The sequence below is a fragment of the Thermogemmatispora carboxidivorans genome (assembly GCF_000702505.1).
GTDB classification, from domain to species: Bacteria; Chloroflexota; Ktedonobacteria; order Ktedonobacterales; family Ktedonobacteraceae; genus Thermogemmatispora; species Thermogemmatispora carboxidivorans.
This window is the reverse complement of sequence record NZ_JNIM01000001.1, coordinates 5,364,808-5,378,186: the sequence shown is the minus strand read 5'-3', so window position 1 is coordinate 5,378,186 and position 13,379 is coordinate 5,364,808. Positions and strand designations below refer to the sequence as shown.

Genomic DNA, 13,379 nt, shown 5'->3' with positions numbered 1-13,379 from the left:
CAATGACCGCGGTGGGACTCGAACCCACGACCTTACGCTTAAAAGGCGCCTGCTCTACCGCTGAGCTACGCGGTCGGCGTATGCAGGGAGGTCTCCACCGAAAGGAGAAGGAAGAGTTATTCCTCCCTGACTCATGGCTAATGATATCATGTCTGTCAAGAAGAGGAGCGTCACTAAAGGTCCCCTGTTGGGACTGGGAGCGCGGCCCGGATACCTGGCTCAGCTCGTTGAAGGGGTGACGCCGATGGCTTAAGAGCAGCGTGTATAATGAAGGGGAGGTGGACAGGGAAGGAGGAAGGACAATAGGCAGCCCAGGCCGCGCTCATCCGCTGCAACGGGCCTTGATGTGCGGGCGACCTTGTCTTGTCAAGGGAGGGCATGGTACACTTACCGATAAGTGCCAAGAGGGAAGGCAAGGCTCCGATGGCACTCGCAGAGATCAAAGGCGCTCTCTTGACAAGGACCCTGTTTGCGTATATCCTCATGTCGGTCCAGGGGCTGTCATCCGCTGGGACAGGTCTCTGGCTGCCCCGCGCCAGCTCAACAGTGGGTCGGGGAAGCTATCCGAGTCACACAATTACCTGATATCTGATGACAAGCAGGCGGCCTACAGCGTAGACCAGCGGGTCAGCGCTGGTGCCATTCTCCTCTCGGGCCAGGTAAGGTGCAAAAGCAGCCAGCGGAAGGCCAGTGGCAAGCGGAAACGCAGCCGTGAGCAGCGGCCTGCATTTTCCTCAGTTGAACAGTAGGAAAGCGTACCGGAAGGACAGCTAGGCGGCGATTAACAGGAGGCGGCGTCTATCCCTGTTCGCGATCGCGGCCCGTCTTCAGGCGAAGAGCAACACGGAGCCAGGCGATAGAGCGGGGTGCTGCGCCGAAAGAACGTGACCAAGCATATACTCGTTGTTGATGACAAAAACGAGCTGCTGCATCTGATGCGGCGAGTCCTGGAAGACGAAGAGTACCAGGTCTCTATTTTGCAGCACGGGCGTGAGACGCTGGCGCGCGTCAAGCGTGATCTGCCCGATCTGCTCATTCTTGACCTGCGACTGGGTGATATCTCTGGACAGGAGGTTCTCAAGCAGCTGCGTGCTGATCCTCTCACACGGGAGGTCCCGGTCATCGTCTACACTGCCGCCGTGTTAGAGGCGGAGCAGGTGAGCAAGCTGGTGGCAGAGCAACCGAGCCACTACCAGGGGGTGCATGTGGTGCAGAAGCCGTTTGAGCTAACCAATCTGCTGGCCCTCGTCCAGCAGGTCCTCAATGAGCCGGCGCATTGAGCGTGCTCACTCTCCTTTGCAGGAGGAGCATCTGCTGACTGACGCTCGATGCCTCTTCTCCTCCTCCTGTCGTGGTACTGGTTGTCCACACCAGAGTCTGGCAGGCACATCCGCGCGTACTATATTCAGGAGTTGAAACGCTCTGCTACAGCGGTAAGCTGGCGTCAGGAGAGGAAGATGCGGGTCGTCTCCTGCCTGGTTTCAGCCTATTGTCTTTTTAAAGCCACTTCTCCCTCTCCAGCGCCGTTTCTTTGACCGCTAGTAGTGTACTGAGACAAGTAACCTGAGTAGCGAGCAATAAGTGAGAGTGCTTTCTACAGAAAGAGAGGATGGACGAGACCTATGAAGTTTGTTGCCGGCTTATTACTCGGTTTTGGGCTGGGTTTTGCTGCTGGTTTGCTCTTTGCGCCGCAGTCGGGCGAAGCGACGCGGGCGCAGCTCTCGGAGCAGGGTCTGCTGCTGCGTGATCGCTCATTGGGACTGGGTCAGGAGCTGCGCCAGCGTGCGAACGAGGCCCTGTCCCAGGGACGAGAGATCTACGAGCGCACGAAGGATGAGCTCAGCGAGCGCTATAGCAAGGCCAAGAGCGGCCAGCTCTAGTGCTGCTGTAGCATGCGGGTCGCTTGCCTCTCCTCTCTTGGTGAGAGTGTGGGCGGCCCGCCGGCGGACCTGGGCACGTGCAGGCCTAGATGAGTCATGGGAAGGCAGGTACCGCGTGCAAGCTGAACTGACCACAGAGGTAGTGCGGGCCTGCCTTCTTCCTTTCTTCTCTCACTCGGGCGTGCTTCAAGCAGAGCCTGGCCGATCATACTGGCGCAGCAGGCGGTCCACCAGATTCCCGATCTCGTGCCAGATGTGATGCTGGTAGTCGAGCATCCGCGCCTGAGTCAGATCAAACTCGCGATTGCTGGGATCGCTCTGGGCGTGCTCCTCGAACTGGCGAGCGAGTTTCAAAGACCGCTCGCCGCGACCGTGTAAGTAACGTGACAAGTCGTACAGGTCCTTAATCAGGGCCTTCAGTTGCTCCTCGCTCGTGGCCATAGGCTTCCGTATCCTTCCTCCTCTCGCCGCTGCCCTCTTGAGCCTTTCCCTGGCCCTGAGAGCGGGCTGGTGGCTCAATCTGAAGAGCATCCGCGAAGCGGTTGAAGCCATTAAAGAGGCCGATCACCATCGCCAGCTCAACGATCTCCCCGTCGTCAAAGTGGGCCTGGAGCTCGTCCCACAGCGCTTCATCGATGTCGCGGGCCGCGGTCGTCATGATCTCGGCGAAGCGCAATGCAACCAGCTCACGCGCCGTAAAGAGATGGCGGTGAGTATCGATGTGATAGAGGGCATCGAGTAGCTCCTCGCTGACGCCTAGCTGCCCTGCCAGGGCAGTATGGGCGGCCATTCAATAATGGCAGTAGTTGACCTGAGAGACGCGGATCGCCAGCAGCTCTTTCAAGCGCGGCTCGACGCTGCCGCCGCGCATGACTGTTTGCAGCAGCTGCATGGTCTGGCGCGCTATCTCGGGCCGGTGGGCCATGACGCGGAAGAGGTCGCGCATGGTAGCAAAGGCCTGGCTGGCGTCGCTCTCCTTGTCCTCGGGCCAGAACTGGCTGTCTTCAACCGGTGGGATGCGTGACATCGGACTCGCTTCATCCTGCTCTTTGGCTTTGTGAACATTCTAGCGAAAGCCAGGTCCTGGCTGCAAGCACCCCGCGCGATCGACAGCATGGGTGGACCTGGCTGGCTTGCCCTTAGAAGTAACCCTGATCAAGGACCGTGGCCTCATCCAGTGTCTCTTGAGAGAGAAATTGATCTATATAGTTGATAAATAGCTGAAAGACCTCTTCACGGTAGGGATGGCTTTGCAGAAGAGAGGCGATGGATCAACGCTGCGGGCTTTGCTGATGGCTTCCAGGATCTCTTGGTTTGTGGGTGCATCTGCATGGTTTTGCTGGAAGGAATCTCTCAGGAGGCAAAGAGCTAAAGAGCGGGCAAGTTCATCGTTGAAGGCAGGGGGAACAGAGGTCGGTGTCAGATGAAGCACATCCTCGTAGATCACCTCCCCGAACTTATTGAGAAACTTCCGTTCTTCGACCGAGGCCAGCTCTAGACCGGCCCCTCCTAGCGCGAGCGCGGTGATCAGCCGGCTGTTGCCAAGCCGCACACCACGGATGGTTGACTCGCGACCAATGACAATGATGAGATGCCCATCCTCGGCAAGCAGGCGACGCATTTCTCGCAGGGCTGCTAGCATGTCTAAAGCGTACTGAATCACTGTTAAAAATCTGTTTTGACGATGTTTGCGGTTGGCTCCAATCTCGGACTGAGCAACGGTAAGAAGATTCCAGCCTAATCTCTCCATGAGAGGTCTATTGTTTTGGTGGTAGTTGAAGACATTGATGTAGGGTGGAGAGGTCACGATCAACTGCACGCTGGTATTGGCCAGCGGTAAGGAGCGGGCATCATGGTGAAAGATATGATATTGGGCAACACTATAGGGTAGATTTCTGATAATCGCAACCAGCTCATGGAAAGATGTATACCAGTTATTCCCCTTTTTGTTTTTGTTTTCAAAATATTTCATTAGTGTGTTAACTAGTATAATTCTTAAAAGATGATTATCTGTATCTTTTATCAGAGAAAGCATGATTTCTTCTTTGGGGTGGGAATAGTCATCAATCCCAGGCTCAAGATCACTAAGGGAGAAAAGATCTATAAAGGCAGGCTGCAGCGCTTTCTTTAAAAGAGACTCCGCCTCCTGGATCAGATCCTGGCGTTCGGAGGGCGTCAGGCGAACAAAGTGGACTGTCTGCGACAACGCCACCGCTGCCGGATTGATGTCGGCAGCGTAGCAGCTCAGGCCCTGGCGGGCCGCTGCCCACAAAGGGGTCCAGGACGACGGTCCCCTGCTCTGCATAACGCTGCAAAAGCAGCTCGACCAGTTGTGGAGAGAACTGGCCGCGCCACGGAAAGAGGCTGGTGCGCTCCCTTCTCTGCAAGTCGAGGCGCCCTGCAGATGTGCGCCAGCCTTTTTGCAGCAAGAGCGTTGCCTGCTCGAGGAGCCTGGCGCCTGACGAAAGGATATCCTTGGGTAGACTCTGCTCTATAGCCGCGTCCAGGAGGCTCTGAGACGATTTCTGATGCATCATACCGCTCAACGATCTTGAGTCTTCTCGCGTCTGACGGAAGTTCTCCTTCCCTCCTCGCTGTGTTGTCCTTGCGGAGCGAGAAGAGCCAGAGCGCCATCGGTGGAATGGTGCGACGACGGCACGACGGCCCTACGATTGGCGCGGGCGAGGAGAGCAGCCCCATTCTGCCACAGGCAGGTCAGCCTGTCAATCAAGAGCGCCCTGGTCTGGGCCTGGCCGGGTTCCAACCACTACGCTGGACTGAAAGGAGAAAAGATAGAGGCCAGCATGGGAAAGGGAATGTTCACCATGCTGGCCTCTGTCTTGTGGTTAAAGGGAGGTGCCAAGGGACGGAATCGAACCGTCGACACCAGCATTTTCAGTGCTGTGCTCTACCAACTGAGCTACCTTGGCGTCTCGGCCCGCTTTAGGAGACCGTTTAAGCACTCTACTAGATGCTGTGCTCTGCACCCGGAATGCTGTGCTCATTGTATAGCACACTTCCCGGCATTGTCAAGAGGGTTGTGGCACAGGTTGGTCATGTAGGATCGCAGAGCGAGCGGCTGGCTGGCTAGGTTGGGCGATGGTCCTCGTCTTCGTCAGGAAGCTCTTCGTAGAGGTCCTCAATGCGCACACGCAGCGCTTTCGCGATGCTCACCAACGTTGGCAACGTCGGGTGATACGAGGTCGGCTCTCGTATCATCCGGCGTACAAGCGCGTCAGGCACCTGGCTCTTGCGCGCCAGCCAGGACTGTGTTTTTCCCTGTGCTTCAAGAATCTCTTTGACCTTCAGTCTGATCATGCGGGTCAGGATGCTTCCATTGGGGGTATAGGCCGGGCCTAGCTTAGCATAAGAATTCCAACTAAGCTATCCGAATTGAAATTTGGAATTTTTTATGGTAATTACTATTCTGAGAATAATTGTTCAGAGGAAGGCTCTGATGAAACGAACCCGCTTGCTTCAGATGCGCCCACAGCCAGGGCCAGCCTCACGGCCTGAGCCAGGTGCTCCTATCCGCATTACTGTCAGTGTGTTGCAGGGCCGGTCATTTCACCTGCTGCCAACGCCCTATGTGGTCAGCCACCTGCACCGTGACCCCAAGATCCTGCGGAAATGGTTTCCCATGACCGTGGGGAAGCAGCGCCCCTATGTGGTCACGCTGGCTAGCCAGGGCTGGCAGCAGGCTATTGCCGTCACCAACTAAGGCAACGCAGCGCGACACAGCACAGCAAGGGGAGGTCACCATGTCAAGCGCGCTCACGGGGAAGCAGATCCGCTATAGCGTTGACGGGACACGCAAGCCCTATTGGGCAGGGGTGGTAGAGCTGGCCAATGACCGCTACCGCTATGCCCGGGTCACCATCACCACCAAAGGCTATGAGGGACAGGTCGAATGGGTAGCCTATGACCACATCATCGCGGTGCGCTCAGAGCGGGGGCGCTGGGTGCGCTTTGCTATCTCCCCGCCTTCCCCCAGGGCACCCCTGGATTCCCTCGACCCAGCCTGAGAAGAGAAAAAAGGAGTAGCTCCTTGCAGCGCCGTACCTACAAACTCGCCAAAAGGCTATTCGTCCCGGGGACGCCTGTCCCTCCTGTTCTCGTCCCAGGTGGCTGCTCTTCGGGATGCGAGTCGTGCTACGCTAAGACATTCTGGCTAGTTTCACGGCGGTACCGTACCCTGCGGAATACCTTGATATAAAATACTCCTATGTATGGATATGAATTTCCGGGCTAGCGATTATGATTTCTCCGCGTAGCACAGCTGTCATATTTGTCCTGCTTCTGGTAGCTATCTTGTCGCTGGCCTGCATCAGCCCGCTCACCCTGTTCAACCCAACCGTCACCCAAGGGCCAGGTGTGGAGCATGCCGATGGCAAAATTGTGGCGATTCAGCAGGCCGATATGAGCTTCGTGCTCCAGACTGCCAGTGGGCAACGCCTGCGTTTTCTCTGTGTTGAGCGTTGTCGTCTGGCCTTGCAGCATATGGAGCGGCACCTGCGGGAGAAAGCACATACCGATGTCTACTACTATCCGCAAACCACGGGCAAGCCGCCAGTTGCCTTTCAAGTCGACTAGCTGTCGTAGTTAGCTCACCGGCGCTCATACCCGTCTCGATCGAAGCCAGGGTCATCTACGCGATACCTGACCGCTCAGCGTCATGAACCTGATCTGAAGTGGCGGCAGGTGCGGAGAGGCCAACGGGGCAAGCAACAGTGTGGGCTTTCAGCCTGGTAGGCTGATACATCGATGGAGTGGAGTGAGTAGGTGAATAGGGGAACGGAGGAAGGGAGGACGCAGGGCCTCGTCGCTGGGGCCGGGGCCGGGCAAAGGCTGGCCAGCGCGCTGCAGGAAGGCAGGAAGCTGGCCATACTCAGGTGATCAACTCAGGTGATGGGTGAGTACAGATAGAGGAGCTATGAGACAGGATCATGCAGGTCATCGGGCCCCCCTTTTCAAAGGGGCTGAGCAGCCCAGTATTGATCGGGCCGATATTGTGATTGTCGGCAATGGCATCGCCGGGTTGACCGCGGCCATCCAGGCCCGAAGCTTTGAACCTGATGCCCGGATTGCCATTATCAGCGATCAGAACCATCCTACGATCAATACGCCCGCGCTCAAGCAGTTCGCCGTCGGCAAACTGACCCGTGAGCAGCTTCTGGCCTATCCCCCCGGGACAGAGCGACAAGAGCGTATCCACCTGATCCACGCGCGGGTTGAAAAGATCAATGCCCAGAGCAAGTCTGTGATCCTAGCCAACGGCAGTGCCTTTGGCTACGGCGCGCTGCTCGTGGCTACCGGCAGCACGCCGACTGCTTTGCCCTCTCAGCTGCCGGGGCGCGACTTCGATGGCGTGCTGACACTGCACCGTTTGCAGGATTACCTCGACCTGCGGCGACGTCTGTCCGAGGTCGAGGAGGCCGTCGTGATCGGTGGTGGCGCCCATGCCTGTGAAACAGTGATGGGTCTACTCCACTGGGGCATCCATGTTCACTGGTTGATCCGCAGCGCTGTCCTGCTGCCGCGCATGCTGGACGAGACCGCCTCAGAAATGGTGCTAGAGCGCATCAGGCAGGCTGGAGTGACCGTCTATACGTCGACCGAGGTGATAGGCATTGTAGGCCGCGTGGGCAGCGTAATCGGCGTGGTGACCAACCATCAGCAGTTTATCCCCTGCCAGCTGGTCGTAGCCTGCACTGGCACAAAGCCGGTGACGACACTGGCCAAACATTGCGATCTGCCCCTCAAGCATGAGAACGGCATCCTGGTCGATGACCACCTGCGCAGTAGCGTGCGCGATATTTACGTAGCTGGCGATGTGGCAGCCCTGAAGAACCCCCTCACCGGCCAGTACGAACCGCGTGCTCAGTGGTATGCTGCTGTAGAGCAGGGCCGCATGGCCGGAGCAATGATCACCGGCCATCGTGAAGCCGTGCGCCCATTTGGCGTTCCCTGGCACGCGACCCATCTGGGCGATCTGTCGATGCTCTACGTGGGCAATCCGCTGCAGTCGCCCTCGGGGGCCTATGTGCTCACCGATACCAGCCGCGGTGGCTATCGCCGCCTCCTACTCCAGGGCGAGCGCCTCATTGGCTATCTCTCGCTCGGCCCTATGCAGCCCGACAGCCTGGCGATCAAGCGCATTATCGATGAAGAGCTACCCGTACGCGATATTTTGAAGGGCCTCTTGAAAGGCGAGTTCGACGCTCGCCAATATTTGACGCGCCGGCGCACCTACACCGCCCAGGATCTGGTCACCAGCGGACGTCTGGCCAGCGTAAAGCCCCCAACTGTGCAGACGGCTGCTCAGACCACACCCGAACCGGCCCCCGCCACTCGCAGTCTTGCTCCGGCTGCTGAAGCTGCTCAGCTTGAGCCTCGCCTGCCGACAACCGAGCAACTACCTCCACTCTCTACCGGACCAGTGCTTGCCCCTCAGCGTGCTCCAGTCGCCGCTCCTGCTGGGAATGCTGGTCCCCGCTATCCTATCGTCCACGAAGAAGAAGAGATCAGTCCCTTCACTGGTACCTTGCCTGCCCTGCCGGAGCAGGGGCAGGGGAGAGGACAGCCAGGGACGCGCCTGAACTCTGGCAGTCTGCCATCGCGTCCAGAGCAGGAGCGCGGAGGACGACGCAATCTGTGGGCTTATAGCGATCCTGCGCTGCCTGCCTTTCCTCGCCAGAGTCCGGCCCAGAGGCAGCAAGTTCGAGCCTACAATGAGCAACGGGAGGGAGGACGTTAAGTGCGTAATCCTGTCCTTTTACACAAAACCGCCTCTCAAGTTCAACAAGAACTTGAAGCCTGCATTGGCTGCAACGAGTGTCTACTTGCTTGCCCAGCTCTTGATGAACCCCTGACGATCGATGTCCTCAATCGCGAGACCTTTGGTGGCCCGATCTCGGCTCCGGTTGCGCGTTTTGCTCGCTCATGCTATCAGTGTGGCGCTTGTGTGCCTCCCTGTCCGGTTGGCCTCCACCGTGATGCCATGATGATGTGGCTGAAGATCCGTCTGTACCGTTCTGGAGAGGAGGACTGAACTTATGCCGGCATTGCGTTCTTCCTCGCCCTATGATTATGCCGCCGATCGGGAGTGGGCTGGCACGCGAGGCTATCCACTCTTTTTCGCCTATCTCAAGCCACGCAATCTGCTGCGTATAGGGCTTGGGCTGCTCATCGCTGTGGCAGGGCTGGTCTTCTGTATCTGGTACAGCCGCAACGGGAGCGATCCGACCCCTGATAGCCTCGTCGGCCTGATCTACGCTGTCCTGGGCACAGCCTTCCTCCTGTTGGCTGGTCTCCTCTACAGCTTGCATCGCCGCTCGCGTAAGAGCAAAAAGGTGATTGGCGGACTGCGCTCGGCCTTGGGCTGGCATATGTTCTTTGGGCTGACTGGCCTGGCTCTGATCTTCTACCACTCCTTTGGCAATTTTAACCCGCGCTCCGGCACCTACGCCCTCTACGGTCTGATAGCCTTAGTCATCAGCGGCATCATCGGGCGCAGCCTTGATCGGATCATGCCGCGCCTGATTGCGAAAGAGGCCAGCAAGGCTCTGACCCAGGACGGAGAGGATCGCATCGAAGCCATCTCTCAGCAGCTGCAGGCCATTGTCGAGCATAACACGCAGCGTGTGCGCGGCCTCACCTCATCATCGGCCTCGTCCGCTGTCTCGGCTGCCCCGGAGCGCGTAAGAAGCGCTGGGCGAGGGCGCACCCTGCATGGTCCCTGGGACCTGGCCTATCTAACGCTGGAGGAGACGCCCCAGGAGCTGAGCCGCTATGAACAGAGCTACCGCCTGGTACCCGATCGCAAGAGTCCCCTGAGTCGTCCCGGGGCCTTGCTGCCCGGGGCCCAGGAGCAGATGGCCGCCTTACAGGCGGTCGAACATGCCATGAGGCGTGAGCAATTCTATCGCTATGTCATTCGCTACTGGCGCATCTTCCATATCCTGCTCGCCCTGGTCACCGCCGGCCTGGTCATCTGGCATTTAGAGTACGCTGCCTCGCTGGTGATCCCCACGCTGTTCCATTAGGGATGGCCTGACTACTCGCCTCGTTACAGCCCCAGCCAGCAGAATGGGCAAAGCTCTCAGTGGGCTGCCGGTAGAGACCTGGGGGCCTGGTTGGTACTCTCCCCAGCGCCAGGCCCTCTTTTCTCTTATCTCCTGGCCTCTCGGCAAGAAAACCCCGGTAGCACTTGCTGCGTATTAAGTAATGGAGGGAATGCTATGTCGAGAGAACTGCTTGTGCCCGGCACGCGCCCGCGGCGGCTGTGGCCGAGGCGCCTTGAGCTACTCTTTCACGTTTTCAAGACCGTTCGCCTGATTGCCTACCTGCTGCGTCATAAACAGATTGGAATTGGGAGGAAGATCCTCTTTGCGGGCGGTTGCGCCACCCTGCTCTTGCTGCTCCTCTTCCCCGATGCCTTTGGCGAGCTGGTAAGCAGTACACTGCTCCCTGTGGTCGGAACTGTCCTGGGGGTGCCTCTTGACGCTGGCTTCGACTGGCTGACGCTGGTGCTTGTTCTGGTCTCCCTGTTGCGCGTCTTCCCTGCCGAAATAGTAGAAGAGGGCTATCGCCGCATCTTCATCTCACCAAAGGAGCCGAGGGTGTAACTGGAGCTGCGAGAGGAGAAGGTTGAAAAGAGGAGCAAAAAAGGCAAAAGGACACTGGGCCAGCGGTAGCCTTCACGCTCGCTCAGAGCAATACCTCTGGCGGTTGCACTGATCGTGTCTCTGCCGCTTCCCTGCTTGTAGCCTGCAATCGACCGCGACCTTGCGACCCTGCCCAGCTTAGGGAGGGGGAGGAAGTCCTGGCTCTCTCCTCTGACATTCCTGACGGAGAAAAGTGGCGGTTGCGCGGTAGCTTTTCCCCTGGTCAGAGATGGATCTTGTCATTGGCATCAGATGGCCTGAACTTTGTCCCTGTGTTAATGAAGACTATGTTCTGATCGCCCAGGTGGATGATCATGTCAGGCTTGCTGTCGCCGTTGACATCCTTAAACTCCAGGATCGGGGGAATTTGATCGACATTCGAGTTGGTGCCGTAGAGATAGGGGCCGCCGTAAGTGATGGCTTTGGCCGGATCGCCTGCCATCAGCTCAACGACAATGATGTGGCCGTGGAGATTGATGGCGATAAAGTGGCTTGGATGCTGAGGACTGTCACCCCCATGACCAACAACGGCATCGGTCTGGTAGGTGCGTGGATTGCCATAGCGGATGTCATCCAGACGCTGGGTTCCCCAGGAGATCAGCCAGGAAGTGAGGACCCAGAGGGCGAGCATGACGAGCATACCAACACCGATAAAGAGCAACCAATGAATGCGCCGACTCGCCTCTTTCTCCCGCTCCGTGAGGGGACTTTTGTACGGAGCTTTCTGTGGTGCCGGCGCCGCTGGCGAGGCCGGCGTGGCTCGCATGCGCGCCGTAATGGCCGGGCTGGCCGTCGTTGTCACTGGCTGTTGAGCGCTGCGTCGGTAGGTGTAGGGCACCGGCATCTGGCGCGTAGTCGGCTGCGGACTCATGGCTCTCTGCGTCCCCGTCAGACGAGGGTCGTTGAGCCGAATGGCACTGCTACCGGGCCGCGGCGGTCGTGATGCATCTGGATCGTCTTCTGCAAGATAATCGAGCGAATCTTGTGGTACATAGCCACGGCGTGTCTGCGTGGTAGGGAGGGGCGTTTCGTCTCTTCTGAGCCGGGCGGATCGCCTTGCTGCTGTATATTGCTGCCTCTCTTCTCCAGACATTAGCTCTCCCTTTCTCGATCAGTTTTTCCTGGGCGCTGCGCACAATGTCAATGCACGTTGCTCGACGAAGGCACCAGACGCGCAAATTGCAAGCCTCAATAATTATGTAAGATCTCCTGCCAGGTTGTCAAGGATAGATGTATATCAATTCAATGCAGACGTGTTTTGAAAAGAAAACGGCAGTTACCTGCTTTTTGATGATATCTGTATCAGCATGAAGAATGGTTCTCTCCAGTAATGGACGAAGAACCCTCGCTGTTGGTATCAGAAGGAGCGGCGGGCGCTGTCTGGCCAGAAGTGCGGCGTTGCTCCAGCCAGCGTCTGATGCCTGCCTCGTTGCCCTGGAGGCCAGGCTCATAGTAGTATCTTCCCTGCAGATGAGCTGGCAGGTACTCCTGCAGCTGCACGGCTGGTGGGCGAGAAGGGTCGTCGCTCTCCTTCTCGAGCTGGCGGTAATAGTCGTGAGCATATTTATACTCTTGGCCGTAGCCCAGCTGTTTCATCAGCGTCGTAGGGGCATTGCGTAGGGAGAGAGGTACGGCCTCCTGGCGTTGCTGGTGCACATCATCGCGCGCGCGTCCGTAGGCCAGATAGAGGGCGTTGCTTTTTGGGGCGCTTGCCAGGTAGACCACGGCCTCTGCCAGGGCCAGATCGGCCTCGGGCAGGCCCACGAACTGGACCGCCTGCTGAGCTGCCACGCACAGAGGGAGGGCCGAGGGATCGGCCAGGCCCACATCTTCCGTGGCGATGCGGATCAGGCGGCGAGCGATAAAGAGCGGGTCCTCGCCTGCCTCCAGCATTCGTGCCAGCCAGTAGAGGCTGGCATCGGGGTCAGAGCCACGGATGGCCTTATGCAGGGCCGAGATGGTATCGTAGTGTTGATCGCCGCTTTTATCGTAGAGCAAGGCCCGTCGTTGCTGAGCCTCGGAGACCGTGGCCACGCTGATCCGTCCTTCTGTTGCTCCGGCGGCGGCCAGCTCCAAGACATTGAGCGCCGTGCGTGCGTCGCCACTGGCGAAGCGCGTGATCTGCTGCAGAGCCTCATCATCGACCTCCAGATGAGATCGACCCAGGCCCCGTTCCTCGTCCTGTAAAGCTCTTCTCAAAAGCTGAAGGATGGCCTCGTCGCTGAGCGGCTTCAAGGTAAAGACACGGCAGCGTGAGAGCAGGGCGGCATTGACCTCGAAGGAAGGATTCTCGGTTGTTGCTCCGATCAACGTCAGCAGACCTTGCTCGACGGAGGGCAAAACGGCGTCCTGCTGGGCTTTATTCAAGCGATGAATCTCGTCAATGAAGAGAATAGTGCGCTGTCCTCGCAGCCGGCGTAGCCGGCGCGCCTCCTCGGTGACGCGGCGCAGATCGGCCACTCCTGCAGCAACGGCGCTGAGGGTCACAAAGTGTGCGCGGGTCTGTCGGGCGATCAGGCTGGCCAGCGTCGTCTTACCGCTACCGGGTGGTCCCCACAGGATCAGCGACGGGACGCGGTCCTCCTCCAGGCAGCGCCGTAGCAGGCGCCCCTCTCCAAGCAGATGTTCCTGTCCCACAAACTCATCAAGCGTTCGGGGGCGCAGGCGAGAGGCCAGCGGCTCAGTCGTCTCGTTTTCGCCGGTGTCAGCAGTGGCGGGCAAGGGCGTGCCCTTCTGAGCAGGTGCTGAATCTGGAAAGAGCGATGCTTGCTCCATCATAGCGCTTGGCCTTGTCGGCGCTCGCGATATCCTCCCAAATGGTAAACGATCCCTT

The 13,379-nt window shown here is 58.4% G+C and carries 17 protein-coding genes and 2 tRNA genes; 9 read left to right on the top strand and 10 right to left on the bottom strand.

Translation table 11 applies throughout. From position 1 onward, the window contains the following. Nucleotides 1-3 precede the first annotated feature (3 nt). Nucleotides 4-75: transfer RNA gene (locus N688_RS21230), tRNA-Lys, on the bottom strand. 809 nt (nucleotides 76-884) lie between these two features. On the opposite strand from N688_RS21230, the gene N688_RS21225 reads away from it, so the two are divergent. Together N688_RS21225 and N688_RS21220 are read left to right on the top strand one after the other, a co-directional pair. Then, the gene (locus N688_RS21225; protein WP_156025605.1) at nucleotides 885-1,280 is read left to right on the top strand and encodes a response regulator; all 396 of its coding nucleotides are present in this window, start codon (nucleotides 885-887) and stop codon (nucleotides 1,278-1,280) included. 342 nt (nucleotides 1,281-1,622) lie between these two features. Beyond that, a complete protein-coding gene (locus N688_RS21220; protein ID WP_052891146.1) occupies nucleotides 1,623-1,880 on the top strand; it encodes a YtxH domain-containing protein in 258 nt (85 codons plus the stop codon). Between the two features lie 186 nt (nucleotides 1,881-2,066). On the opposite strand, the gene N688_RS21215 is transcribed toward N688_RS21220, so the two are convergent. From N688_RS21215 to N688_RS21190, 7 genes are all read right to left on the bottom strand, one after another. After that, a complete protein-coding gene (locus tag N688_RS21215) occupies nucleotides 2,067-2,321 on the bottom strand; it encodes a hypothetical protein (protein ID WP_052891145.1) in 255 nt (84 codons plus the stop codon). Continuing rightward, nucleotides 2,284-2,670 (bottom strand): carboxymuconolactone decarboxylase family protein, encoded by a 387-nt coding sequence (locus N688_RS21210; protein ID WP_052891144.1) that lies wholly within the window; start codon nucleotides 2,668-2,670, stop codon nucleotides 2,284-2,286. The genes N688_RS21215 and N688_RS21210 overlap by 38 nt, the downstream gene beginning before the upstream one ends. Next, nucleotides 2,671-2,907 carry a carboxymuconolactone decarboxylase family protein gene (locus N688_RS21205; RefSeq protein WP_052891143.1) on the bottom strand — a complete coding sequence of 79 codons (237 nt, stop codon included), beginning with the start codon at nucleotides 2,905-2,907 and terminating at the stop codon, nucleotides 2,671-2,673. It lies immediately after the preceding gene. Between the two features lie 112 nt (nucleotides 2,908-3,019). Further along, nucleotides 3,020-3,085: a hypothetical protein gene (locus N688_RS24085; protein WP_420341025.1), complete on the bottom strand. Its 66-nt coding sequence runs from the start codon at nucleotides 3,083-3,085 to the stop codon at nucleotides 3,020-3,022. Then, complete coding sequence (locus N688_RS23685; protein WP_156025601.1) at nucleotides 3,082-4,185, bottom strand: DNA methyltransferase; 1,104 nt, start codon at nucleotides 4,183-4,185, stop codon at nucleotides 3,082-3,084. The genes N688_RS24085 and N688_RS23685 overlap by 4 nt, the downstream gene beginning before the upstream one ends. Before the next feature lie 552 nt (nucleotides 4,186-4,737). After that, nucleotides 4,738-4,810: transfer RNA gene (locus N688_RS21195), tRNA-Phe, on the bottom strand. 157 nt (nucleotides 4,811-4,967) lie between these two features. Beyond that, the gene (locus N688_RS21190; RefSeq protein ID WP_052891141.1) at nucleotides 4,968-5,198 is read right to left on the bottom strand and encodes a helix-turn-helix domain-containing protein; all 231 of its coding nucleotides are present in this window, start codon (nucleotides 5,196-5,198) and stop codon (nucleotides 4,968-4,970) included. Nucleotides 5,199-5,337: 139 nt separating this feature from the next. Here N688_RS21190 and N688_RS21185 point away from each other — a divergent pair, with 139 nt between their 5' ends. The 7 genes from N688_RS21185 to N688_RS21155 all read left to right on the top strand — a co-directional run bounded on the left by N688_RS21185 (nucleotide 5,338) and on the right by N688_RS21155 (nucleotide 10,507). Continuing rightward, the gene (locus N688_RS21185) at nucleotides 5,338-5,601 is read left to right on the top strand and encodes a hypothetical protein (RefSeq protein WP_052891140.1); all 264 of its coding nucleotides are present in this window, start codon (nucleotides 5,338-5,340) and stop codon (nucleotides 5,599-5,601) included. Nucleotides 5,602-5,641: 40 nt separating this feature from the next. Continuing rightward, nucleotides 5,642-5,905 carry a hypothetical protein gene (locus N688_RS21180; RefSeq protein WP_052891139.1) on the top strand — a complete coding sequence of 88 codons (264 nt, stop codon included), beginning with the start codon at nucleotides 5,642-5,644 and terminating at the stop codon, nucleotides 5,903-5,905. A 232-nt stretch (nucleotides 5,906-6,137) separates the two neighbouring features. Further along, the gene (locus N688_RS21175) at nucleotides 6,138-6,473 is read left to right on the top strand and encodes a hypothetical protein (protein ID WP_052891138.1); all 336 of its coding nucleotides are present in this window, start codon (nucleotides 6,138-6,140) and stop codon (nucleotides 6,471-6,473) included. A gap of 340 nt (nucleotides 6,474-6,813) precedes the next feature. Then, complete coding sequence (locus N688_RS21170) at nucleotides 6,814-8,637, top strand: NAD(P)/FAD-dependent oxidoreductase (protein WP_052891137.1); 1,824 nt, start codon at nucleotides 6,814-6,816, stop codon at nucleotides 8,635-8,637. Further along, nucleotides 8,638-8,931, top strand: coding sequence for a 4Fe-4S dicluster domain-containing protein (locus N688_RS21165; protein WP_052891136.1), 294 nt, complete (start codon nucleotides 8,638-8,640; stop codon nucleotides 8,929-8,931). Nucleotides 8,932-8,935: 4 nt separating this feature from the next. Further along, entirely contained in the window at nucleotides 8,936-9,925 is a 990-nt protein-coding gene (locus N688_RS21160; RefSeq protein WP_052891135.1) for a hypothetical protein, read from the top strand. A gap of 195 nt (nucleotides 9,926-10,120) precedes the next feature. Next, nucleotides 10,121-10,507, top strand: a complete 387-nt coding sequence (locus N688_RS21155; RefSeq protein WP_052891134.1) for a hypothetical protein — start codon at nucleotides 10,121-10,123, stop codon at nucleotides 10,505-10,507. 262 nt (nucleotides 10,508-10,769) lie between these two features. Here N688_RS21155 and N688_RS21150 read toward each other — a convergent pair whose 3' ends face one another. Further along, nucleotides 10,770-11,639: a hypothetical protein gene (locus tag N688_RS21150; protein WP_156025597.1), complete on the bottom strand. Its 870-nt coding sequence runs from the start codon at nucleotides 11,637-11,639 to the stop codon at nucleotides 10,770-10,772. Between the two features lie 209 nt (nucleotides 11,640-11,848). Next, the gene (locus tag N688_RS21145; protein WP_081839105.1) at nucleotides 11,849-13,324 is read right to left on the bottom strand and encodes a replication-associated recombination protein A; all 1,476 of its coding nucleotides are present in this window, start codon (nucleotides 13,322-13,324) and stop codon (nucleotides 11,849-11,851) included. Nucleotides 13,325-13,379 lie beyond the last annotated feature (55 nt).

Bases quoted from the DNA above. Each gene is read 5' to 3' on its own strand.
- N688_RS21220 (WP_052891146.1), top strand. From the start codon at position 1,623: ATGAAGTTTGTTGCCGGCTTATTACTCGGTTTTGGGCTGGGTTTTGCT.
- N688_RS21215 (WP_052891145.1), bottom strand. From the start codon at position 2,321: ATGGCCACGAGCGAGGAGCAACTGAAGGCCCTGATTAAGGACCTGTAC.
- N688_RS21210 (WP_052891144.1), bottom strand. From the start codon at position 2,670: ATGGCCGCCCATACTGCCCTGGCAGGGCAGCTAGGCGTCAGCGAGGAG.
- N688_RS21205 (WP_052891143.1), bottom strand. From the start codon at position 2,907: ATGTCACGCATCCCACCGGTTGAAGACAGCCAGTTCTGGCCCGAGGAC.
- N688_RS23685 (WP_156025601.1), bottom strand. From the start codon at position 4,185: ATGCAGAGCAGGGGACCGTCGTCCTGGACCCCTTTGTGGGCAGCGGCC.
- N688_RS21190 (WP_052891141.1), bottom strand. From the start codon at position 5,198: ATGATCAGACTGAAGGTCAAAGAGATTCTTGAAGCACAGGGAAAAACA.
- N688_RS21185 (WP_052891140.1), top strand. From the start codon at position 5,338: ATGAAACGAACCCGCTTGCTTCAGATGCGCCCACAGCCAGGGCCAGCC.
- N688_RS21180 (WP_052891139.1), top strand. From the start codon at position 5,642: ATGTCAAGCGCGCTCACGGGGAAGCAGATCCGCTATAGCGTTGACGGG.
- N688_RS21175 (WP_052891138.1), top strand. From the start codon at position 6,138: ATGATTTCTCCGCGTAGCACAGCTGTCATATTTGTCCTGCTTCTGGTA.
- N688_RS21170 (WP_052891137.1), top strand. From the start codon at position 6,814: ATGAGACAGGATCATGCAGGTCATCGGGCCCCCCTTTTCAAAGGGGCT.
- N688_RS21160 (WP_052891135.1), top strand. From the start codon at position 8,936: ATGCCGGCATTGCGTTCTTCCTCGCCCTATGATTATGCCGCCGATCGG.
- N688_RS21155 (WP_052891134.1), top strand. From the start codon at position 10,121: ATGTCGAGAGAACTGCTTGTGCCCGGCACGCGCCCGCGGCGGCTGTGG.
- N688_RS21150 (WP_156025597.1), bottom strand. From the start codon at position 11,639: ATGTCTGGAGAAGAGAGGCAGCAATATACAGCAGCAAGGCGATCCGCC.
- N688_RS21145 (WP_081839105.1), bottom strand. From the start codon at position 13,324: ATGATGGAGCAAGCATCGCTCTTTCCAGATTCAGCACCTGCTCAGAAG.